At 71.6% G+C, this 21,866-nt stretch carries 14 protein-coding genes; all 14 read right to left on the bottom strand.

Going from position 1 to position 21,866, the window contains the following annotated elements:
- Positions 1-63 precede the first annotated feature (63 nt).
- A complete protein-coding gene (locus AB0J10_RS07330) occupies positions 64-3,864 on the bottom strand; it encodes an Rne/Rng family ribonuclease (protein WP_363058727.1) in 3,801 nt (1,266 codons plus the stop codon).
- 235 nt (positions 3,865-4,099) lie between these two features.
- Complete coding sequence (locus AB0J10_RS07325; RefSeq protein ID WP_363058725.1) at positions 4,100-4,888, bottom strand: TIGR03936 family radical SAM-associated protein; 789 nt, start codon at positions 4,886-4,888, stop codon at positions 4,100-4,102.
- 127 nt (positions 4,889-5,015) lie between these two features.
- Positions 5,016-6,107: a hypothetical protein gene (locus tag AB0J10_RS07320; protein WP_363058723.1), complete on the bottom strand. Its 1,092-nt coding sequence runs from the start codon at positions 6,105-6,107 to the stop codon at positions 5,016-5,018.
- A 134-nt stretch (positions 6,108-6,241) separates the two neighbouring features.
- Positions 6,242-8,170, bottom strand: a complete 1,929-nt coding sequence (locus AB0J10_RS07315) for a TIGR03960 family B12-binding radical SAM protein (protein WP_363058721.1) — start codon at positions 8,168-8,170, stop codon at positions 6,242-6,244.
- Between the two features lie 80 nt (positions 8,171-8,250).
- Positions 8,251-9,951, bottom strand: a complete 1,701-nt coding sequence (locus tag AB0J10_RS07310; protein WP_363058719.1) for a CYTH and CHAD domain-containing protein — start codon at positions 9,949-9,951, stop codon at positions 8,251-8,253.
- A gap of 107 nt (positions 9,952-10,058) precedes the next feature.
- Positions 10,059-11,258, bottom strand: coding sequence for a rod shape-determining protein RodA (gene rodA, locus AB0J10_RS07305; RefSeq protein WP_363058717.1), 1,200 nt, complete (start codon positions 11,256-11,258; stop codon positions 10,059-10,061).
- 3 nt (positions 11,259-11,261) lie between these two features.
- Positions 11,262-13,436, bottom strand: a complete 2,175-nt coding sequence (mrdA, locus tag AB0J10_RS07300) for a penicillin-binding protein 2 (RefSeq protein ID WP_363058715.1) — start codon at positions 13,434-13,436, stop codon at positions 11,262-11,264.
- 19 nt (positions 13,437-13,455) lie between these two features.
- Positions 13,456-14,121 carry a rod shape-determining protein MreD gene (gene mreD, locus AB0J10_RS07295; RefSeq protein ID WP_363058713.1) on the bottom strand — a complete coding sequence of 222 codons (666 nt, stop codon included), beginning with the start codon at positions 14,119-14,121 and terminating at the stop codon, positions 13,456-13,458.
- Between the two features lie 18 nt (positions 14,122-14,139).
- Positions 14,140-15,156, bottom strand: coding sequence for a rod shape-determining protein MreC (gene mreC / locus AB0J10_RS07290; protein WP_363058711.1), 1,017 nt, complete (start codon positions 15,154-15,156; stop codon positions 14,140-14,142).
- Between the two features lie 141 nt (positions 15,157-15,297).
- Positions 15,298-16,317, bottom strand: coding sequence for a rod shape-determining protein (locus AB0J10_RS07285; RefSeq protein ID WP_017944902.1), 1,020 nt, complete (start codon positions 16,315-16,317; stop codon positions 15,298-15,300).
- Positions 16,318-16,634: 317 nt separating this feature from the next.
- The gene (gene ndk, locus AB0J10_RS07280; protein WP_269730389.1) at positions 16,635-17,045 is read right to left on the bottom strand and encodes a nucleoside-diphosphate kinase; all 411 of its coding nucleotides are present in this window, start codon (positions 17,043-17,045) and stop codon (positions 16,635-16,637) included.
- A gap of 106 nt (positions 17,046-17,151) precedes the next feature.
- On the bottom strand, positions 17,152-17,517 hold the full coding sequence (locus AB0J10_RS07275; RefSeq protein WP_363058708.1) for a DUF4233 domain-containing protein: 366 nt from the start codon (positions 17,515-17,517) through the stop codon (positions 17,152-17,154).
- A gap of 4 nt (positions 17,518-17,521) precedes the next feature.
- On the bottom strand, positions 17,522-19,036 hold the full coding sequence (locus AB0J10_RS07270; protein ID WP_363058706.1) for a folylpolyglutamate synthase/dihydrofolate synthase family protein: 1,515 nt from the start codon (positions 19,034-19,036) through the stop codon (positions 17,522-17,524).
- A 163-nt stretch (positions 19,037-19,199) separates the two neighbouring features.
- Positions 19,200-21,848: a valine--tRNA ligase gene (locus AB0J10_RS07265; protein WP_363058704.1), complete on the bottom strand. Its 2,649-nt coding sequence runs from the start codon at positions 21,846-21,848 to the stop codon at positions 19,200-19,202.
- Positions 21,849-21,866: the final 18 nt, after the last annotated feature.

Here is a 21,866-nt window from a genome sequence, read left to right as displayed (position 1 = left end):
CGTGTCCCGCCCCTGAGTCCGCAGGGGCGGGACACGAACGTTCAACCACCGGCCATGGATTGTTCAGCTTTCCGCCGATGCCGTCACGGTCGGCAGGCTCTGCTGCTCCGCGGCGGCGGTCTTCTTGGCGGCCGACTTGGTCGCCTTCTTGGCGGTCGTCTTCTTCGCCGCGGTGGTCTTCTTGGCCGCCGTCTTCTTCGTGGCGGCCTTCTTCGCCGTGGCCTTCTTGGCGGTCTTGCGGGCCGCCTTCTTGGCCGGGACCTCCGACGGCTCCTCCGCGGGTGCCGGGACGGCCTCCGCCTCGGTCTCCGGGGAGGCCACCACCACGACCGCGGAGTCGTCCGCGCCGGACGGCGAGCCGGCCGGGGCCGTGACCTTGCGGGTGACCCGGCGACGGGCACGCGGCGGAGCCGCGACGGGTGCCTCCTCGGCCGGCGCCTCCGGAGCCCCGGCCGCAGGCACCTCTGCGGGGGCCGGGGCCTCGGCTGCCTCGGTCACGATCTCGGCGGCCCCGCTGCCCTTCGGGGAACCGGCCGGGGCCGTCGCCTTGCGGGTGGCCCGGCGGCGGGTACGGCCCGCGGGGGCGGGCTCCTCCACCTCGGCCGGCACGGCCTCGGGCTCGCCCGCCGGGGCGGGGGCCGCCGCGGCGGTCTCCTCGTCCCGGACCGGCTCGGCCCGCCTCACCTCGGCCTCGACCGGCTCGGACTGCTTCGGCGCGCCTGCCGGGGCCGTCGCCTTGCGGGACACCCGGCGGCGACCACGGCGGGACGCGGCGGCCTCTGCCTCGGCTGCGCTGCTGTACAGCTCCTCGTCCGGGGCGAAGGCGGGCTCGGGCAGGGCCGACGGCGCCGCTGCCTCCGCCGCGACCTCGGCCTCGGTCTCGGCCTCCTCGACCTCACTCGGCGGGGCCTCGGCGCCCGGCGCCTCGACGACCACCTCGTGGTCGTGGACGTGCTCGGCGCCGCCGCGGCCGCGCTTCTTCCGCTTGCCGCCACCGCCACCGACGGCCGGCGGCTGCTCCATGTGCACGATCACACCGCGGCCGTTGCAGTGCACGCAGCTCTCGGAGAACGACTCCAGGAGTCCCTGGCCGACCCGCTTGCGCGTCATCTGCACCAGGCCCAGCGAGGTCACCTCGGCCACCTGGTGCTTGGTGCGGTCCCGGCCCAGGCACTCCAGCAGGCGCCGCAGCACCAGGTCCCGGTTGGACTCCAGCACCATGTCGATGAAGTCGATGACGACGATGCCGCCGAGGTCCCGCAGCCGCAGCTGGCGCACGATCTCCTCGGCCGCCTCCAGGTTGTTCCTGGTGACGGTCTCCTCGAGGTTGCCGCCCTGCCCGGTGAACTTGCCGGTGTTGACGTCGACCACGACCATCGCCTCGGTCTTGTCGATCACCAGCGAGCCGCCGGACGGCAGCCAGACCTTCCGGTCCAGCGCCTTCATCAACTGCTCGTCGATCCGGTGCACCGCGAACACGTCCGTCTCGCTGGTCCAGCGCTGCAGCCGGTCCGCCAGGTCGGGCGCCACGTGCGACACATAGCCGTGGATGGTCTCCCATGCCTCGTCGCCGCTGACGACGACCTTGGAGAAGTCCTCGTTGAAGATGTCGCGGACGACCCGGACGGTCATGTCCGGCTCGCCGTAGAGGAGGGTCGGGGCGTTGCCGCTCTTCGCCTTCTTCCGGATCTCCTCCCACTGGGCCTGCAGCCGCTCGACGTCACGGCGCAGCTCGTCCTCGCTGGCGCCCTCCGCGGCGGTGCGCACGATGACGCCGGCGTCCTCGGGAACGATCTTCTTGAGGATGGTCTTCAGCCGGGCCCGCTCGGTGTCGGGGAGCTTGCGGCTGATGCCCGTCATCGAGCCCTCGGGCACGTACACCAGGTACCGGCCCGGGAGGGAGACCTGGCTGGTGAGCCGGGCGCCCTTGTGGCCGATCGGGTCCTTGGTGACCTGCACCAGGACCGACTGGCCGGACTTCAGCGCGGTCTCGATACGGCGCGGGCCGTTGGCGAGGCCGAGCGCCTCGAAGTTCACCTCGCCCGCGTACAGGACCGCGTTGCGGCCCTTGCCGATGTCGACGAAGGCGGCCTCCATCGACGGCAGGACGTTCTGCACCTTGCCCAGGTAGACGTTGCCGACGTACGACGTCGACTGCTCCTTGTTGACGTAGTGCTCGACGAGCACGTTGTCCTCGAGGACGCCGATCTGGGTGCGGTCCCCGTGCTGCCGGACCACCATCACGCGCTCGACGGCCTCGCGGCGCGCCAGGAACTCCGCCTCGGTGATGATCGGCACCCGGCGGCGGCCCTGCTCGCGGCCCTCACGGCGGCGCTGCTTCTTCGCCTCCAGCCGGGTGGAGCCCTTGATCGACTGCACCTCGTCGGCCGGCTCCGCCTTGGGCCGCGGCTCACGGATCTTCACGACCGTGCGCTCCGGCTCGTCGCTGCCGGGCTCGGTGTCGGCGGCCTCACCGCTGCGACGGCGGCGGCGACGGCGACGACGGCTGCTGCTGGTGCCGGCGGCCGACGGGGTGGAGGCGTCCTCCTCGTCCTCGTCGCCCTCGGCCTCCGGCTCCTCGTCGGCCCCGGGCTCGCCGTCCTCGGCCTCCGGCTCCTCGTCGGCCCCGGACTCGGCGGACTCGCCACGACGACGGCGGCGGCCACCACGGCGGCGACGGCGGGAGGGACGGCCCTCGTAGTCGTCGGACTCCTCGGTGTCCTCGGCTGCCGGCTCCTCGGCCTCGACCTCGGCCTCGTCGGCGGGCTCGGTCTCCGTGGTCTCGACGGCGAGCGGGGACTCTCCCCGACGGCGTCGGCGACGACGCGGGGCGGCCTCGGCGGCCGGGGCCTCGGCGGCCTCCTGCTCGTCCTCGTCGGAAGCGGCGGCCTCGGCGGCGGCAGCGGCCGCGGCCGTCTCCGGGGTCTGGAACACCGGCTCGGTGAAGACCGGGGCCTGGAACACCGGCACGGCGGGCTTGCCGGACCGCCGCCCGCGGGCGGCCGGCTCGGCCTTCTCCTCGCGCTTCTCGCCCTTCGCTGGCCGGTCCTTCGCCGCGGGCTCCGCGGCGGACTGCGCGGCCGTGGCCCGGCGGCGTCCCCGGCCTCGGGAAGCGGCCTTCTCGGCGGCCTCCAGTTCGGCCTCGTCGGCGGTGATGCGCGCGACGGCGTCCTCGGGCAGGCCCTCGCCCGCCACCGACGTGTCCTCGGCGACGGCCTCGCCCTGCTCCGGCGCACCGGCCGGAGCGGTCACCCGGCGCGTGGCACGACGACGCGCACGAGCCCGCGGCGCCTCCTCCGCGCTCTCCTCGACAGCCGACGCCTCAACGGCACCGGCGTCGGTCCCGGCGACGGCCTCGCCCTGCTCCGGTGTGCCCGCGGGGGCGGTGGCCCGGCGGCGGGTACGGCGCGCGGGCGCCTCGGCAGCGGCCTCGGCGGGCCCGGTTTCCGCGGCGGTCTCGCTCACGGCACCTTCCTCGATGTCTTCGTCGGCGGCGACGGCCTGGGCCGTGCTCGCCGGAGCAGGCGAGGTCGCGGGCGCCTCGGCGGAGGCGGGCTCTGCGACGACCTCGGCAGGGGCCGGCGAACCGGCGGGCGCGGTGGCCTTGCGCGTCGCCCGGCGGCGGGTACGCGGCGCGGGCGCCTCCACGGCTGCCTCGGCGGCCCCGTCCTCCGCGGACGGTATGGCGTCCGAGAGGGACGCGGTCACATCGGCGACGGTCTCCACCCGCGCGGAACCCACGGGCGGGCCCGCCGGCCGCGACGCGGCACGACGGCGGCGGCGCGGGGGCAGCGTGTCGCTGGGGGTGGAGCTGTCGTTCTCTTCGGTGTCCCCGGCCATACCGGGGTCCTTCGGTTCGAGCATGCGGGCGGTTCTCCCGTCACGCCCCCGGGCGCCGAGCCTCGATCCGGTCCGGTGGCACGTCCCGCATGATGAGTGCGGGGCCTCCGTCCGGGGCGCGGGCGCCGCACGGGAGCTGTATGTCTGGCTCGCCGGTTCCGTACGCGATGTACGCACGGCCTGGCGAAAGTCTCCTGGTCTTTGCGCTGCCCGACCCAGGTGGCTCCCGAGTACGAGGGCGGCGCTACAACGACTGCCCCTACGCGGAACCGGTACCAGCGGGCGCCGTCGCGGCGGCTCCGGCGACCCCTGAGCGATCGGCTGGGGCGGCCGTGACTGCCTCGCGGTCGGGCGCGAGCGGGTCGGTCACCGTGCCGGACTCCTCGTCGAAGAGCCCCTGCGCCAGCCTGGTCACCGCAGCGGGGACCGGCGGCGCCAGGTCGGCCACAGCTCGGAGACCGGACAGGACGTCGTCGGGTCGCACGGCAGGTGTCACGTGCCGAACAACCAGCCGCAGTATCGCACAGGGCCGGTCCGTGGGCCTATCAGGCTGTGGACAACTCGCCTGCAGGTCGGCCACCGCACCACGGGCGTCGAAGGCCCGGATCCCGTTCTTCGTCTTGCGGCGGACCTCGACGGCGTCCGCCGCGAGGAACGCGGCGACCGCCTCCTCGGCCTCCTCCGACGCGACACCGTCGAGCCGCAGCTCCCACACGGACGCCGTCAGCCGGTCCGCCAGCCCGGACGTCCGGGCCTCGACGGCGTCGACGATGTCGAGCCCGGCGGGCAGCGACTCGTCGAGGAGCTCGCGCAGCTTCTCCGGATCACGGTGATCGGTCAGCGCGATCTCGAGGTACTCGGCCTCGGACCCCGTACCCGTCGGGGCGGCGTTGGCGTACGACACCTTCGGATGCGGGGTGAAGCCCGCCGAGTACGCCATCGGCACCTCGGCGCGGCGCAGCGCGCGCTCGAAGGCGCGCTGGAAGTCGCGGTGGCTGGTGAACCGGAGGCGGCCGCGCTTGGTGTAGCGCAGTCGGATGCGCTGCACCGCGGGTGCGGGCGGCGGGCCTTCGGGCTGTCGCTTGCCCAGTGGTTCTTCTCCTCGGTGCGGGACGGACGCCTTCCTGCGCCGCCCTTTGTGGCCTTCGGACCCCCTGGAGGGCAGCCCGCCCGGTTCACCCCCGCTTGTGCAGGGAGATCTCGGGCCCGGGCGCCACGCCGGGGACAGTCGGTACGTGTTGCGCACCACCCAGGTTACGCGCCCGGACGGGTACCGGTTCCACGGCCCGGGCTTCACGGGGTCCGCCCACCAGTGCCCGCCAGGCATCTCGGCGTGCCCGGCGCACCGTCTCCCGGGCCGAGGCGAGCGCCCCGCGGGCGGCCCGTCCGGCTTCCACGGCGGCACGCCGCGCCGGGGCCCACACCCGGTCGCGGGCGAAGTGGCCGACCGGGGTGCAGACGTTCCGGTAGCACCAGGCCGCCGGCCGTCCCAGCAGATTCCACGCCAGCCACTTCAGCGCCCGCCCCACCGCGCGCGACAGGCGGCCGGCGGCTCGCCAAGCCAGCCCGACGGCATCGGCGGTCTCTCGGCCCACGACGGCGAGGAACCTGCCCACGGGAGCGAGCGTCCAGCGGTACAGGAAGACGACGGGCGCGACCAGGAGCATCCGCGCGAGCCACACGACGGCCGTCCGCACACCACAGGCCGCCGGGGCGAGCGCGTTCGCGTACAGCCAGGCCAGACCGTGGCCCACCGGCGTGAGCACCCACCGGTACAGCGCGAGCCAGGGCCGGACGAGCACCGCCCACAGGAGCAGCCCCACGCCGCGGCCCAGCGGGGTCAGCAGCCGGGCGTACAGCCAGGCCAGACCGTGGCCCGCGGGCGTCAGCAGGGCCCGGTACAGCCAACCCAGCGGCACGGCCACGCCGTAGGTCGCGACCGGCACCACCACGTACCGCCACAGCGCGAGCCACGGCCAGTGGAAGAGGGCCCTGAACAGCCACCACGCACCGGTCGCGACCGCCCCGGCGAGCCAGGCGATCCCGTGGCCGACGGGCACCAGCAGCGTCCCGTACACCCGACCGAAGGCCCGGCCCAGCGGTCGGAGCAGCACCCGGTCGAGGGCCCTGCCGCAGACGACGAGGACGTCCCACAGCATCCGCATCGGCACGACGAGGACCAGCACGACGATCCGCACGGGGATCCTGATCGCCACCGCGAGGCAGCCCTCCGGATCGGCGTGCTGCCCGCGCTTCTCCGGCTCCATGGTCGAGGAGACGCCGCAGCCCGGCCGAAGGTTCTCGCCCGGCCGGGATTCCCACCGCCGCCGGGCCGCGGTGCCCGGGGGGACGGGAACGGCCCCGCCGCACGAGCGACGGGGCCGGTGAGCGAAGGGCTCGGCTACTCGTTGACGACCGTCAACGGCAGCAGCTTCTTGCCGGTGGGGCCGATTTGAATGGCCGTGTCCATCTGAGGACACACGCCGCAGTCGAAGCACGGCGTCCAGCGGCAGTCCTCGACCTCCGTCTCGTCCAGCGCGTCCTGCCAGTCCTCCCAGAGCCAGTCCTTGTCGAGACCGGAGTCCAGGTGGTCCCAGGGCAGGACCTCCTCGTAGCTGCGCTCGCGGGTCGTGTACCAGTCGACGTCCACCCCGAAATCGGGCAGCGTCTTCCCCGCGCACTCCATCCAGCGGTCGTAGGAGAAGTGCTCGCGCCAGCCGTCGAAGCGGCCGCCGTCCTCGTAGACGGCGCGGATCACGGCGCCGACGCGGCGGTCGCCGCGGGAGAGGAGGCCCTCGACGATCCCGGGCTTGCCGTCGTGGTAGCGGAAGCCGATGGAGCGGCCGTACTTCTTGTCGCCGCGGATCTTGTCGCGGAGCTTCTCCAGGCGGGCGTCGGTCTCCTCGGCGGAGAGCTGGGGGGCCCATTGGAAGGGTGTGTGCGGCTTGGGCACGAAGCCGCCGATGGACACCGTGCAGCGGATGTCGTTGGAGCCGGACACCTCGCGGCCCTTGGCGATGACGTTGACCGCCATGTCGCCGATCTGCAGCACGTCGTCGTCGGTCTCGGTGGGCAGGCCGCACATGAAGTACAGCTTCACCTGGCGCCAGCCGTTGCCGTAGGCGGTGGCGACGGTGCGGATCAGGTCCTCCTCCGACACCATCTTGTTGATGACCTTGCGCATGCGCTCGGAGCCGCCCTCGGGGGCGAATGTCAGACCGGACCGGCGTCCGTTGCGCGTCAGCTCGTTGGCCAGATCGACGTTGAACGCGTCGACGCGGGTCGAGGGGAGCGACAGACCGATCTTGTCCTCCTCGTACCGGTCCGCGAGGCCCTTGGCGATGTCGCCGATCTCACTGTGGTCGGCGGAGGACAGCGACAGCAGGCCGACCTCCTCGAAGCCGGTCGCCTTGAGGCCCTTGTCGACCATCTCGCCGATGCCGGTGATGCTCCGCTCCCGGACGGGGCGCGTGATCATGCCGGCCTGGCAGAAGCGGCAGCCGCGGGTGCAGCCGCGGAAGATCTCGACGGACATCCGCTCGTGGACGGTCTCGGCGAGCGGGACGAGCGGCTGCTTGGGGTACGGCCACTCGTCGAGGTCCATGACGGTGTGCTTGGACACCCGCCACGGCACGCCGGACTTGTTGGGCACGACGCGGCCGATGCGGCCGTCGGGGAGGTACTCGACGTCGTAGAAGCCCGGGACGTAGACGCCTCCGGTCCTGGCGAGGCGGAACAGCAGCTCCTCGCGGCCCCCGGGGCGCCCCTCGGCCTTCCAGTCGCGGATGATGTCGGTGATCTGCAGGACGGCCTGCTCGCCGTCGCCGATCACGGCACAGTCGATGAAGTCCGCGATGGGCTCGGGGTTGAAGGCCGCGTGGCCGCCGGCCAGGACGATCGGGTCGTCGATCGTGCGCTCCCCGGCCTCCAGCGGGATGCCGGAGAGTTCGAGGGCCGCGAGCATGTTGGTGTAGCCGAGCTCGGTGGAGAAGCTCAGGCCGAAGACGTCGAAGGCCTTGACCGGGCGGTGGCTGTCGACCGTGAACTGGGGGACGCCGTGCTCACGCATCAGCTCCTCGAGGTCCGGCCAGACGCTGTAGGTGCGCTCGGCGAGGACGCCCTCGCGCTCGTTCAGCACCTCGTAGAGGATCATGACGCCCTGGTTGGGCAGTCCGACCTCGTAGGCGTCCGGGTACATCAGCGCCCAGCGCACATCGCAGCTCTCCCACGGCTTGACCGTGGAGTTCAGCTCACCACCGACGTACTGGATGGGCTTCTGCACATGCGGGAGCAGAGCTTCGAGCTGTGGGAAGACCGACTCGGCAGACATCAGGAACCTTCGTGGACGGGCAGGGGCGACTCTCAAGCGTAACCCGACCGGAAGGCGGCCCCGGGCCGTGCGGGGCGCGGTCAGCCCTTGAGCGCCGAGCGGAGTTCGGGCCGGGCCGCCTCCTCCCAGACCTCCGGCAGTTCACGCTCCCGGTCGGCGGCCGCGGCCTCCTCCCGTCCGAACAGCAGTCCCCAGGTGAACGCGGACTCGCCGGCCGCGTGGGCCTGGACGGCGAGGGCGCGGAGGGTCTCGCGGGCGACGACGCTGTCCTGGTGGTCGCCGAGGACCGTCTGGACGGCCTTCATGCGCTTGGCGAACCTCTTGGCGGACTTGCCGAGGGCGGGCGTGACGGCCTCCGCCGCGTAGCGGGCGCGCTTGGCGGCCTTGCGGGCGTCGTGCATGGCGAGGTCGCGGTCGTGGCCGGCGGGGAGACCGAGCGCGTGCTCGACACGGCCGGCGAGCCGGTCGTAGTCCTTGAGCACCGCCTTGGGCAGCGCGACCGTGGGCTTCGCCTCGGCGGCGGGGAGCAGCGGTGGTTCGTCGAGGAGCGCGTCGAGGGTGTCGAGGAGGGTGAGGTAGCGCTCGGTGTCGAGCACCGCGACGGAGCGGCGGCGGGCGTCGGCGCGGTGGGCGGTGGCCCAGATCCGGAGCCTGCCGCGGACGGGGCCGAGGAGCAGTTGACGGGGCAGTGCGTCGATGCGGTCACGCAGCCGCTCGGCCATGACCTCCTGGTCGCGGGCGGCGCCCAGTTCGCCCGCCAGCCATTTCAGCTCCTCCCCCACCGGGTCGGTGACGGTCCGGTCGGTGATCTTCCGGAAGGTCTTGAAGGCGCTGCGCATACGGCGGGTGGCGACCCGTATCTGGTGCACGGCGTCGGGGAGGTCGCGGCGCACGGCCGGGTCGAGGGCGACAAGGGCGTCGCGCTGTTCGCGCAGGTAGGCGAGGACGTGTTCGCCGGCGTGCGCGGGTCCCAGCCGTGCGCCCCGGTGGCGGACGCTCCTGGCGGCCTCGGGGGCCTTGGGGGCGCGTTCTCCGCCGGCGGGGGCGAACGCGTCGGCGTGGCGCGATGACGCCGGTTCCTCGGGGTGCGCGGCGGTGGTGCCGTCGTGACCTTGCGCGGCGGTGGCCGCCTGCCTGGCGGCGGTCGATGCGGCTCGGGTGCCGGTGGCCGCTGCCGAGTCGGGTTCGGTGTCGGCGAGGGCCCTGGCCAGTTTGGACGAGGTGGACGCGGGCTTGATGCCGGCCTTGCGGAGGCGCTTCTCGACGCGGTCCAGGAGGGCGGGGTCGGCGTCGTCGGCCAGTTCGACCTCGATCTCGGTCCATCCCGCCGTGCCGCTGCCGGGTGTGAGGCGTTCCGCGTGCACGGTGTCGAGGGAGAGCTCGGCGAGGAGCCGGCCCCGGTCGTCGACGAGATGGCGTACGTCGCGGGAGGACCGCAGACGCACGACGGCCACGAGGGGGGTGCCCCGGGTGCGGGAGCGGACGAGTCCGGCGAGGGTGCGGGGCACCGCGTCGCGGAGGGGGGCGTGGATCTCCTCGCGGATGCCGGTGGCGACGGGGAACTTCAGGTGCCAGCCCTCGTCGGCGCCACCGGTGCGGCGGCGCAGCGTGATCCTGTCGGCGGCCAGGCGCAGGCCGGGAGTGTCGTAGTAGACGGCGTCGAGTTCGGTCACGCCCTTCTCGACGACGTCCGCGATCCCGGCCGCGCCGGTGAGGTCCGGGACCTTGGTGTCAGGTGTGGCTTCGTACTTCCGCTCGATTTCCCGCTTCGTCTCCGCCATGAGTTGAATCTATCCGCCCGGTATTCATCTAGTCGTCCCGGCGGCCGTCGTCGTGGGTGCGGCCGCCGATGCGGTCTTCGTGGTGGACCGGTGGGGGGCGAAGGAGTTCAGGCGGACATCGGGCGTTGCACCTTGATGGACTGCAGGAGCCCGACGGCCACCCACACGGCGAACATCGACGATCCGCCGTAGGAGACGAACGGCAGCGGCAGTCCGGCGACGGGCATGATGCCGAGGGTCATGCCGATGTTCTCGAAGGACTGGAACGCGAACCAGGCGATGATCCCGGCTGCGACGATCGTGCCGTACAGCTCGGTGGTGTCGCGGGCGATGCGGCAGGCGCGCCACAGGACGACGCCGAGCAGGACGATGATGAGGCCCGCTCCGACGAAGCCGAGTTCCTCGCCTGCGACGGTGAAGACGAAGTCGGTCTGCTGTTCGGGCACGAACTGGCCGGTGGTCTGGGACCCCTTGAACAGGCCGGTGCCCAGCAGCCCGCCGGAGCCGATGGCGATGCGTGCCTGGTTGGTGTTGTAGCCGACCCCGGCCGGGTCGAGTTCGGGGTTGGCGAACGCCGCGAAGCGGTTGATCTGGTACTCGTCGAGCAGGCCGAGCGCGGTGACGAGGACGGCCCCGCCGATGCCCGCGCCGATCAGTCCGAAGATCCAGCGGTTGGAGGCGCCGGAGGCGAGCAGGACGCCCAGGACGATCACCACCATCACCATCACCGAGCCGAGGTCCGGCATCAGCATCACGATGATCATGGGCAGGACCGCCAGGCCCAGCGACTTCGCGACGGTGCGGTGGTCGGGATGGAGCTGGTCGCCGGCGTCGACCTGGGTCGCCAGCAGCATCGCCATGCCCAGGATGATCGTGATCTTCACGAACTCGGAGGGCTGGAGGGAGAAGCCCCCGCCGAGCACGATCCAGGCGTGGGCGCCGTTGATGGTCGCGCCGAGCGGGGTCAGCACCAGCGCGACCAGCACCAGGGAGATGCCGTACAGCACGGGCACGGCGCCGCGCAGGGTGCGGTGCCCGAGCCAGACGGTGCCGACCATCAGGGCGAGCCCGATGCCGGTGTTGAGCAGGTGGCGCAGGAAGAAGTAGTACGGGTCGCCGTCGTTGAGCTCGGTGCGGTTGCGGGTCGCGGACCAGACGAGCAGGGAGCCGAGCAGCGACAGGGCGAGTGCGGAGGCGAGCATCGGCCAGTCGAGCCGACGGACCATCGAGTCGCGGGCGAGGAGCTTGGCGAGGCCGCCGCGCTCCGGTGCGTAGCGCGAGACCGAGAAGCCATGGGGTCCGGCCATTCCTCAGTCCCTCCGTCCGGTGGCCGCGGGCGGGCCGGCGAGGGCGGTGTCCTCTTCGGGCTCGGGCTTGGCCGGCACATACGGCGTGATCTTCGGCGCGTCGATGGAGCCGTCCGGCTGGACCTTCGGCAGCGCCTTCTGGGGCTGCGGCAGCAGGGCCTTCTTGAGGTCCTGGTTGCCCTCCATGTCCAGCCCGTAGAGCGCGTTGTAGATGTTGCGCACGGCGGGTCCGGAGGCGCCGGAGCCGGTACCGCCCTGGGAGATGGTCATGACGATCGAGTAGTCCTTGGTGTACGTGGCGAACCAGGACGTCGTCTGCTTGCCGTGCACCTCGGCCGTACCGGTCTTGGCGTGCATCGGGATCTTGTCCTGCGGCCAGCCGCCGAACCGCCAGGCGGCGGTGCCGCGGGTGGCGACTCCCGCCAGCGCCTCGTTCATCAGCTTGCGCGTCCTGGCGTCCATGGGCAGCTTGCCGTGGGACTTGGGCTTGATCTCGCGGATGCTCTTGCCGTCGGCGCTGACGACCGCTTTGCCGACGGTCGGGTTCCACATGGTGCCGCCGTTGGAGATGGCCGCGTAGATGGTCGCCATCTGGATCGGGGTGACGAGGGTGTCGCCCTGGCCGATGGAGTAGTTCACGGAGTCACCGGCGCGCATCAGATTGCCTTCCAGGCAGTTCTCGTACGAGAGCTGCTGGATGTAGTCGCCGCCCTTCTTGCCGACCTTGCACCAGTAGTCCTTGTTGGCCTCCCAGAACTTCTGCTTCCAGCGGCGGTCGGGGACGCGGCCGGTGACCTCGTTGGGGAGGTCGATGCCGGTCTCGGCGCCGAGGCCGAACTGGTGGGCCGTCTTGTAGAACCAGTCCGCCGGGTTCTTCTTCGGCTTGAGGCCGCCGTCCTTCTTCCACTGCTGGTGGGAAAGGGCGTAGTAGACGGTGTCGCAGGAGACCTCGAGGGCCTGGCCGAGAGTGATGCTGCCGTGGCCCTGGGACTCGAAGTTCTTGAAGACCTGGTTGCCGATGGAGTAGGAGCTGGGACAGGGGTAGCGGCCGTTGAAGTCGTAGCCGGCGTTGACCGCCGCCGTGGTGGGGACGACCTTGAAGATGGAGCCGGGAGCGGCCTGTCCCTGGATCGCCCGGTTCAGCAGCGGGAAGTTGGACTTCTTGCCGGTGAGCCGCGCGTAGTCCTTGGCGGAGATGCCGCCGACCCAGGCGTTCGGGTCGTAGGTGGGCAGCGAGGCCATGGCGACCACGCGGCCGGTCCTGGCCTCCATGACGACGACGGCGCCCGAGTCGGCCTTGTAGTTGGTTCCGGTGTTGTCGTCGAAGACCTTGCGGGCCTCCTTCATCGCGTTGTCGAGCTCCCACTCGGCGACCGCCTGGACGCGGGCGTCGATGGAGGTGATGACGTTGGCGCCGGGCTCGGCCTTGTCGGCCTGGGCCAGGCCGATGACCCGGCCGAGCTTGTCGACCTCGTAGCGGGTGACGCCGGCCTTGCCGCGCAGGTCCCTGTCGTACGTGCGCTCGAGTCCGGAGCGGCCGACCTGGTCGGAGCGCAGGAACGGCGAGTCGGTGTCCTTGGCCTTCTCGATCTCCTCGTCGGTGACGGGCGAGAGGTAGCCGAGGACCTGAGCGGTGTTGGCCTTGCCGGGCGCGACGTAACGGCGCACGGCCATCGGCTCCGCGGTGATGCCGGGGAAGTCCTCCGCGCGTTCGCGGATCTGGAGGGCCTGCTGAGTGGTGGCCTCGTCGGTGACGGGGATGGGCTGGTACGGAGAGCCGTTCCAGCACGGCTGGGGGGTCTCGGCGTCGCAGAGCCGGACCTTGTCCATGACGTCCTTCGGCTTCATGCCGAGAACGGCCGCGAGCCGGGTGAGCACCCCCTTGCCGTCGTCCTCCATCTTCATCAGGTCGGTGCGGGACGCGGAGACGACGAGCCGGGTCTCGTTGTCGGCCAGGGGCACGCCCCTGGCGTCCAGGATCGAGCCGCGGACGGCGGGTTGGACGACCTGCTGGACGTGGTTGCTCCTGGCCTCGTTCGTGTACTCGTCGCCGTTGCGGATCTGGAGGTACCAGAGGCGCCCGCCGAGCGTGGCGAACAGGGAGAAGACGAGGACCTGGATGACGATGAGCCGGATCTGGACGCGGGGGGTCCGTCCGGTCTCGGGAATGTTGCTCACGCTGCCGATACCCCCTCGGTCACAGTCGCTTGACTCCCCTGATGCGGCCGGCGCGGGAGGCCCGCGTCCTGGCCGCCTTGATCCGCAGCCCGCCGCGCTGGCGGCCGATGCGCAGTCCCGTACCGGAGGTGGCCCAGCCGCTGGAGACGTCGCTGGTGCCGGCCGGGGACTCGGCGAGCGGATCGTTCTCGGCGCGTCTGGCGAGCGCCATGATCAGTGGCACGGTGAACGGCGCGAGGAGCAGGTCGTAAAGGGCCGCCGTGAACAGCAGTGAGCCGAGGCCGACATGGCGCGCGGCGGTGTCGCCGACGAGCGCGCCGACGCCGGCGTACAGCAGGGTCGACCCGACGGCCGCCGCCACGACCACGACCATCGGGCCGGTGGCGGAGGTCAGCCGGCCGTTCTCGGGCCGGGCCAGTCCGACGAGGTAGCCGATGACGCAGAGCACGAGGGCGTAGCGCCCGGCGGCGTGGTCCGCGGGCGGGGCGAGGTCGGCGAGGAGTCCCGCACCGAAGCCGATGAGGGCGCCGCTGGTGTGCCCGTAGACCAGCGCGAGGGCGACGACGGTGAGCAGCAGCAGATCGGGGACGGCTCCGGGGAGCTGGAGCCTGGCGAGGACGGTGACCTGGACGACGAGCGCCACCACGACGAGCGTCGTGGAGAGGAGCATCCGGTTGAAGCGCATGGTGTTCAGCTCCTCCTGCTACTCGTCGTCGCGGCCGGTTACGGCCTCGGTGCTGTCGGCCTGCGGGGTTTCCCCGCCCGGGTCCCGTTCCTCCGAGCCCTGGCTCCGCGCCTGCGGGTCGCCGTCGGCGGAGGGGGTGACCGTGACGGTCACCGTCGGCGTGGGCGTCGGCTTGGGCCTGGGAGGCAGGACCATGTCGCGCGGGTCGGTACGAGGTGCCTGGACGACCACCCCGACGATGTCGAGCTTGGTGAAGGCCGCGTACGGCCGCACGAAGACGGTGCGGGTCAGGGCGCCGCCGGAGGGATCGACGCGGACGACCTCACCCACCGGCACGCCGGGCACGAAGGGCTTGTCGGCCTGCGAGCCGAAGGTGACCAGCCGGTCGCCCTTGCGCACCTTCGCCTTGCCGTTGAGCAGCTGCACGGACAGCGGCCGGTCGCCCTGGCCGGTGGCGAAGCCCAGCTCGTCGGTCCGCTCCATCCGGGTGCCGACGGTGAAGTCCGGGTCGTTGGCGAGGAGCACGGTCGCGGTGTTCGGGCCGACGGTGGTCACCCGGCCGACGAGGCCGTCGCCGTTGAGGACGGTCATGTCGCGCCGGATGCCGTCGGCGGAGCCGGCGTCGATGGTGACCGTCCAGGAGAAGCCCTGGGCGGCACCTATGGCGATGACCTCGGCGCCCTTGATGCCGTACTGCCCGTTGGCCGCCTTCTTCAGCATGCTGTCGAGCTGGCGGACCCTGCTGCGGTTGCGGTCGTCGCTGCCGAGTCTCGCCTTGAGGGCGGCGTTCTCGCGCTCGAGGACGGAGATGCGGTCGTGCCGCTCGCCCGAGTCGCGGATCGCTCCTATGGCATTGCCCACGGGATCGACGGCGGAGGCCACGCCGTTCTCGACCGGTCCGAAGACGGCGGCGGCGGCCTGCCGGGCGCCGTCGACCGGTGACTCCTCGCCGCCGCGGATGTCCACCGTGATCAGTGCGAACGCGATGGCGATCAGCAGGACCAGGAGCAGCCGGCTCTCTTTCGTGTCCCTCACGTGCGGCGGCCGTGCCTTCCTCGTCGGAATGTGAATGCCGAGCTCTGTGGTGCGTGTTGTGTTCGTCGTGCCGTGTGTTGTTGTACGAACGACCGGCCGAACGGGTCCGCCTGACCCGAACGGCCGATCGTGGGTCCCGCGCTAGCGGCGGGGCTGGGCGTCCAGCACCTGCTGGAGCGCCTCGAACTCCTCGACGCACTTGCCCGAGCCGAGCGCCACCGAGTCCAGCGGGTCCTCGGCGATGTGGATGGGCATGCCCGTCTCGCTGCGCAGCCGCTCGTCGAGACCGCGCAGCAGCGCCCCGCCGCCGGTGAGGACGATGCCGCGGTCCATGACGTCGCCGGACAACTCCGGCGGGCACTTGTCGAGCGTGGTCTTCACGGCGTCGACGATCGCGTTGACCGGCTCCTCGATGGCCTTGCGGACCTCGGCGGCGGAGATGACGACGGTCTTGGGCAGACCGGAGACAAGGTCGCGGCCGCGGATCTCGGTGTGCTCGTCCTTGTCCAGGTCGAACGCCGAACCGATGGTGATCTTGATGCTCTCCGCGGTCCGCTCACCGAGGAGGAGGCTGTACTCCTTCTTGACGTGCTGGATGATCGCGTTGTCCAGCTCGTCCCCGGCCACCCGGATGGACTGTGCCGTGACGATTCCTCCGAGGGAGATCACGGCGACCTCGGTGGTGCCGCCGCCGATGTCCACCACCATGTTGCCGGTGGCCTCGTGGACCGGGAGGCCCGCACCGATCGCGGCCGCCATCGGCTCCTCGATGATGTGCACCTGCCGGGCACCGGCCTGGGTGGACGCCTCGATGACCGCGCGGCGCTCGACACCGGTGATGCCGGAGGGCACGCACACCACGATGCGGGGGCGGGCCGCCCACCGGCGCTTGTGGATCTTGAGGATGAAGTAGCGGAGCATCCGCTCGGTGATCTCGAAGTCGGCGATCACGCCGTCCTTCAGCGGGCGGACCGCGACGATGTTGCCGGGCGTGCGCCCGATCATCTTCTTGGCCTCGGCCCCCACGGCGAGGATGCCGCCGGTGTTGGTGTTGATGGCGACCACGGACGGCTCGTTGAGGACGATCCCCCGACCCCTGACGTACACCAGCGTGTTGGCGGTCCCGAGGTCGACAGCCATGTCACGGCCGATGAACGACATAGAGTTCCCCTTGTGTCCCATGAGGATGCGTCGGGCCTTCCCAAATCGAGCTTTGATGGCTTATTAGGCAGGCGAGGAGGGTGATGCGCGGGTGCTGTGGCGTGAAGGCTTCCATCGTAGTGCCGCCTGCGCCGACTCCGCGCGCTGGGCCCCGCCTCAATAAGGGTGACGACGAGTCGGAGCGATGCGTTCCCTGTATCGCGCCACGTATGCCGAAGGGCGACCGAAATTCCTTCGGTCGCCCCAGGGTCCGGGCGCTGTACGGCTGACTGCCGGTCAGGGAGAACCCGGCGTCGAAGCGGGGGTGAGGCGGGCCCTCAGCGACCCGGGAAGAAGATCTTCAGCTCCCGGGCGGCGGACTCCTCGGAGTCCGAGGCGTGGATCAGGTTCTCCCGGACGATCGTGCCGTAGTCACCGCGGATGGAACCGGGCGCGGCCGCGATCGGGTCGGTCGGACCGGCCAGGGCGCGCACGCCCTCGATGACCCGCTCGCCCTCGACGACCAGGGCGACGACGGGACCGGAGGACATGAAGGCGACCAGCGGCTCGTAGAACGGCTTGCCCCGGTGCTCGCCGTAGTGCTGCTCCAGGGTGTCCTGGTCCAGCTCGCGCAGCTCCAGCGCGGTGATCTGCCAGCCCGCCTTCCGCTCGATACGGCCGATGATCTCGCCGATCAGGCCGCGGCGTACGGCGTCGGGCTTGAGCAGAACGAGCGTGCGCTGGCTCACTGGGGCTCCTTCGAGTGCGGGTCCCGGGATTTCCTGGATGAGGGAGTCCGGAGGACGGACGGTGTGGCTGGTGCCTCAGAGGCTACAGGGCCCCCTCAGGCCGCCGTCACACAGCGTCAGGCTCCGCCGAACCCGCCCCGGCCTGCTGTTCCGCCCAGCGGGCCTTGGCCTCGTCCACCTTGCGGCCGTAGTGCACCGAGGCCCACCACAGGCCCGCGAACACCGCGCCCAGGGCGAACATCATCGGAACCACGAAACCGCTCGCGACCAGGCCGATCTGCAGCGCCCAGCCGAGCTGCACCCCGCCGGGGCGGGTGACCGTCCCGCACAGCAGCAGCGACAGCACCATCGCGACGCCGCTCACGGTCCACACGGTGGCAAGGGACAGATCCGGGTCCTTCATCGCCACCAGACCGGCGAAGCCGATCACGAAGAACTCACCGATCAGCGTGGACGCGCAGAGCGTACGCATGGACTCAGTCCCTTCCCAGCAGCAGCCGGGCCTCGCCGACCGTGATCACGGAGCCGGTCACCAGGACGCCCGCGCCCGAGTACTCCGCCTCCTCCTCGGCGAGCGTGATCGCCGCTTCCAGCGCGTCGTCGAGCCGCGGCTCCACGACCACCCGCTCGTCCCCGAACACCTCCACGGCGATCGCCGCCAGCTCGTCGGCGTCCATCGCCCGGTGACTGGAGTTCCGCGTGACGACGATCTCGGTGAAGATCGGCTCGAATGCCTCCAGGACCGCCTTCACGTCCTTGTCGGCGCTCGCGCCCACCACGCCGACCAGCCGCGAGAAGCCGAACGACTCCGTGATTCCCTCGGCCGCGGCCCGCGCGCCCGCCGGGTTGTGCGCGGCGTCCAGGACGACGGTCGGGCTGCGGCGCACGACCTCCAGCCGGCCCGGCGACACCACGGAGGCGAACGCGGACCGGACCGTCTCCGCGTCCAGCGTCCGCGCGTGCTCCGCGCCGATACCGAAGAACGCCTCGACCGCGGCCAGCGCCACCGCCGCGTTGTGCGCCTGGTGGGCGCCGTGCAGCGGCAGGAAGATCTCCTCGTACTCGCCGCCGAGACCGCGCAGCGTCAGCAGCTGCCCGCCGACCGCGACCTCCCGCGACGCGACGCCGAACTCCATGCCTTCACGGGCCACCGTGGCATCCACCTCGACGGCCCGCTTCAGCATCACCTGCGCGGCGTCCACGGGCTGCTGGGCCAGGATGACGGTCGCGCCCTGCTTGATGATCCCCGCCTTCTCGCCGGCGATCTCGGCCGGCGTTTCGCCGAGCCGGTCGGTGTGGTCCAGGTCTATGGGCGTGACCACGGCGACCGAACCGTCGATGACGTTCGTCGCGTCCCAGCTGCCGCCCATGCCGACCTCGACGACCGCCACGTCCACCGGCGCGTCGGCGAACGCGGCGTACGCCATGCCGGTGAGCACCTCGAAGAAGGAGAGCCGGTACTCCTGGGCGGCGTCGACCATGTCCACGTACGGCTTGACGTCCCGGTACGTGGCGACGAAGCGCTCGGCGTCGATCGGGGCGCCGTCCAGGCTGATCCGCTCGGTGACCGACTGGACGTGGGGCGAGGTGTACCGCCCGGTGCGCAGCTCGAAGGCGCCGAGCAGCGCCTCGATCATGCGCGCCGTGGACGTCTTGCCGTTGGTGCCCGTGATGTGGATCGACGGATACGCGCGCTGGGGCTCGCCCAGCACGTCCATCAGCGCGGTGATCCGGCTGACGGACGGCTCCAGCTTCGTCTCGCCCCAGCGGCCGGCGAGCTCCTGCTCGACCTCGCGGAGCGCCTTGTCCACCTCAGGGTCGACGGGCCGCCTCGGCACCTGGTCGCCCTGCGGCGGCCCGGCCTGGGTGCGCAGCGTACGGCTGCCGGCCTCGATCACCGCCAGATCGGGGTCGCGGTCGGTCTCGGCGTCGACGATCGCGTCGAACTCGTCGCCGGGTTCGTCGAAGGGCTCTGGCTGCTGGTCGCTCACGCCTGACAGTCTACGGAGCACCGCCGACACCGGGACCGAGGCCCGGCCCGTGCGCCCGCCCGCCCGTCCGTCCGCCCTTATCGGCGTCGGGGCGCGAGCCGACGCACGGGGCCCCGGAATCCGGCGGATTCCGGGGCCCCGTGCGTCTCGGCCGTGCCGCGGTTCAGCCCTGCGGCAGGTTCGCCAGCTGGGCTCCGATGCGCTCGATGTCCTCCTCGGCCTTGGCCAGCCGGCCGCGGATCTTGTCCACGACGTTGTCCGGCGCCTTGGCGAGGAACGCCTCGTTGCCGAGCTTCGCGGTGGCCTGGGCCTTCTCCTTCTCGGCGGCGGCCAGGTCCTTGGCGAGGCGCTTGCGCTCCGCGTCCACGTCGATCACTCCGGACAGGTCCAGCGCGACCTCGGCGCCCGCGACCGGGAGCGTGGCCGTGGCGTGGAAGGAGTCGCCCTCCGGCTGCAGCCGGAGCAGCTGCCGGATCGCGCCCTCGTGCGGGGCGAGGGCGGTGCCGTCGAGCGCCAGCCGGGCCGGGACCTTCTGACCGGGCTGCAGACCCTGGTCGGAGCGGAACCGGCGGACCTCGGTGACGACGCGCTGGACCAGCTCGATCTCCCGCTCGGCGGCGGCGTCGCGGAAGCCGCCCGGGGCCTCCGCCCCGGGAACGGACACGGCCCCGGGCCAGTCGGCGACGACGACCGACTCACCGCCCGTGAGCGTCGTCCACAGCGTCTCCGTGACGAACGGGACCACCGGGTGCAGCAGGCGCAGCGTCACGTCGAGGACCTCGCCCAGAACGCGGGCGGAGACCTTCGCGGGCTCGCCGCCCCCCATGAACGTGGTCTTGGAGAGCTCGACGTACCAGTCGAAGACCTCGTCCCAGGCGAAGTGGAAGAGGGTGTCCGACAGCTTCGCGAACTGGTAGTCCTCGTAGTACGCGTCGACCTCGGCGACCACCGAGTTCAGCCGCGAGAGGATCCAGCGGTCCGTCGCCGACATCTGCCCGGACGCCGGCATCGGGCCCTCGACCGTGGCGCCGTTCATCAGCGCGAAGCGGGTCGCGTTCCAGATCTTGTTGGCGAAGTTGCGCGAGCCCTGGACCCAGTCCTCGCCGATCGGGACGTCGACGCCGGGGTTGGCGCCGCGCGCGAGCGTGAAACGCAGCGCGTCGGAACCGTACTTGTCCATCCAGTCCAGCGGGTTGACCGCGTTGCCGAACGACTTCGACATCTTCTTGCCGAACTGGTCGCGGACCATGCCGTGCAGGGCGATGGTGTGGAACGGCGGGGTGCCGTCCATCGCGTAGAGGCCGAACATCATCATCCGGGCGACCCAGAAGAAGAGGATGTCGTAGCCGGTGACCAGGACGGAGTTCGGGTAGAACTTCGCGAGGCTCTCGGTCCGCTCCGGCCAGCCCAGCGTGGAGAAGGGCCACAGGCCGGAGGAGAACCACGTGTCGAGGACGTCGGTCTCCTGGTGCCAGCCCTCGCCGGACGGGGGCTCCTCGTCGGGGCCGACGCAGACGACCTCGCCGTCCGGGCCGTACCAGACCGGGATGCGGTGACCCCACCACAGCTGGCGCGAGATGCACCAGTCGTGCAGGTTGTCGACCCAGTCGAAGTACCGCTTCTCCATCTCCTGCGGATGGATCCTGACCTTGCCGTCCCGGACCGCGTCACCAGCGGCCTTCGCCAGTGGACCGACCTTGACCCACCACTGCATGGACAGCCGCGGCTCGATGGTGGTCTTGCAGCGCGAGCAGTGGCCGACGGAATGGACGTACGGACGCTTCTCGGCGACGATCCGGCCATCGGCGCGCAGTGCGGCGACGATGGCGGAGCGGGCCTCCAGACGGTCCAGCCCCTGGAAGGGCCCGTGGGCGGTGATGACCGCGCGCTCGTCCATGACCGCGAGGTTCGGCAGGTCGTGGCGCCGGCCGATCTCGAAGTCGTTCGGGTCGTGGGCGGGCGTCACCTTGACCGCGCCGGTGCCGAACTCCGGGTCGACGTGCTCGTCGGCGACGACGGGGATGCGGCGGCCGGTGAGCGGCAGCTCGATCTCGCGGCCGACGAGGTGCCTGTAGCGCTCGTCCTCGGGGTGGACCGCGACGGCGGTGTCACCGAGCATCGTCTCGGCGCGGGTGGTCGCGACGACGATCGACTCGTCGCCCTCGCCGTACCGGATCGAGACCAGTTCGCCGTCGTCGTCCTGGTACTCCACCTCGATGTCGGAGATGGCCGTCAGACAGCGCGGGCACCAGTTGATGATGCGCTCGGCGCGGTAGATCAGCTCGTCGTCGTAGAGCCGCTTGAAGATGGTCTGGACCGCCTGGGACAGACCCTCGTCCATGGTGAAGCGCTCACGGGACCAGGCGACGCCGTCGCCGAGGCGCCTCATCTGGCCGGAGATCTGCCCGCCGGACTCGCCCTTCCACTGCCAGACGCGCTCGATGAACGCCTCGCGGCCGAGGTCGTGCCGGGACTTGCCCTCCTTGGCGAGCTCGCGCTCGACGACGTTCTGCGTGGCGATGCCGGCGTGGTCCATGCCGGGCTGCCACAGCGTCTCGAAGCCCTGCATGCGCTTGCGGCGGGTGAGGGCGTCGATCAGCGTGTGCTCGAAGGCGTGGCCCAGGTGCAGGCTGCCCGTGACGTTCGGCGGCGGGATGACGATGGTGTACGGGGGCTTCTCGCTCTTCGCGTCCGCCTCGAAGTAACCGCGCTCTACCCAGCGCTCGTACAGCTTCCCCTCTACCTCGGCCGGCGCGTACTGGGTCGGCAGTTCGGGGGTGCTGGCTGGCTGCTGCTGAGTGTTCTCGGTCACGGGCCACAGTTTAGAGGT

The organism is Streptomyces sp. NPDC049887 (assembly GCF_040656535.1).
GTDB lineage: Bacteria > Actinomycetota > Actinomycetes > Streptomycetales > Streptomycetaceae > Streptomyces.
This window is presented reverse-complemented; position numbering and strand designations above follow the sequence as displayed.

Coding starts and splice junctions, on each gene's coding strand:
- AB0J10_RS07330 (WP_363058727.1), bottom strand. CDS start 3,864: ATGCTCGAACCGAAGGACCCCGGTATGGCCGGGGACACCGAAGAGAAC.
- AB0J10_RS07315 (WP_363058721.1), bottom strand. CDS start 8,170: ATGTCTGCCGAGTCGGTCTTCCCACAGCTCGAAGCTCTGCTCCCGCAT.
- mreD (WP_363058713.1), bottom strand. CDS start 14,121: ATGCGCTTCAACCGGATGCTCCTCTCCACGACGCTCGTCGTGGTGGCG.
- AB0J10_RS07310 (WP_363058719.1), bottom strand. CDS start 9,951: ATGGCGGAGACGAAGCGGGAAATCGAGCGGAAGTACGAAGCCACACCT.
- AB0J10_RS07275 (WP_363058708.1), bottom strand. CDS start 17,517: ATGCGTACGCTCTGCGCGTCCACGCTGATCGGTGAGTTCTTCGTGATC.
- AB0J10_RS07320 (WP_363058723.1), bottom strand. CDS start 6,107: ATGGAGCCGGAGAAGCGCGGGCAGCACGCCGATCCGGAGGGCTGCCTC.
- rodA (WP_363058717.1), bottom strand. CDS start 11,258: ATGGCCGGACCCCATGGCTTCTCGGTCTCGCGCTACGCACCGGAGCGC.
- AB0J10_RS07285 (WP_017944902.1), bottom strand. CDS start 16,317: ATGTCGTTCATCGGCCGTGACATGGCTGTCGACCTCGGGACCGCCAAC.